Here is a 1,032-nt window from a genome sequence, read left to right on the forward strand (position 1 = left end):
GGGGCGCGCCCCGGCGTTTGCCCCGGCGAACGCCCCAGTGTCAGACCCGGGGTTAGGCCCGGAAGTTGATCGCTGGTGCCTGCTCATGCCGCTACTCTTCCGGTCACCTGGAGCCGCCGTAACCCGCGCCCGCCGCTATGTGGACAAGCAGACTCTTCGAACCACATGCGCGGGGGACTCCGTCCGGCAGGGCAGAATTGTCCCTATGTACCTGCTGCTCGCCGCCCACGCTGACGGCGCAGCCCTCCAGGAAGTCACGGCGGACGGCGTCCCGCACCCGGCCACCCCGGACCCACGCGTCGTGAATGCCGCCGGACTCGCCGGCGTCGTGCGTGAACTCGAACAGCGGCGGCCGCGCTGGATCTGGAACCGCACCCAGGACTGGTACCCTGCCCTGCTGGCCGCCGGGGTCGAGCTGGAACGCTGTTACGACCTCACCTTGTGCGGCGCCATCCTGGCGCACTCGGAGTTCACCGCCCACACCGCGTATGCGCAGAACGCCGAGAAACTGACCCAGGATGATGAGCTGCTGCCGCCGCGTGCGCTTCAGCCGCCACCACCGCCGGCCGACCAGGGCGCCCTGTTCGATGATCCCGGCCTGCGCCGAACGCCCCAGCGCAGCCCGGAGGACCTCCGCGCCGAGTACGCCGCCCAGCAGGAGGCCCTCGCACAGGCGGGCGGGGCCGGCGTCGAACATCCCGGCGACAACCGCAGGCAGCGCCTCCAGCTGTTGCTCGCGGCCGAGTCGGCCGGTGCCATGATCGCGGCGGAAATGCAGCACACCGGAGTGCCATGGCGGGAGGAACTGCATGAGCAGATCCTGGCTGACAACCTCGGCCCACGGCCTCCGCTGGGGCACCGTCCGGCCAAGCTGGAAGCCCTCACCGCCGAGCTGCGGCAGCTGCTGAATTCCCCCTCGCTGAACCCGGACTCCCCGCAGGAGCTGATGCGTGCGCTGCACCGGAACGGTATCGAAGTAAAGACCACCCGGCAGTGGGAACTGAAGGAATCCGGCCACCCGGCGATCGAGCC

General features: G+C 70.1%; 1 pseudogene. It reads left to right on the forward strand.

From position 1 onward, the window contains the following. Nucleotides 1-205: 205 nt before the first annotated feature. Nucleotides 206-1,032: pseudogene (locus tag K789_RS0121315) on the forward strand (bifunctional 3'-5' exonuclease/DNA polymerase); the annotation flags it as partial.

This window comes from Arthrobacter sp. TB 26 (assembly GCF_000427315.1).
Classification (GTDB): Bacteria; Actinomycetota; Actinomycetes; order Actinomycetales; family Micrococcaceae; genus Arthrobacter.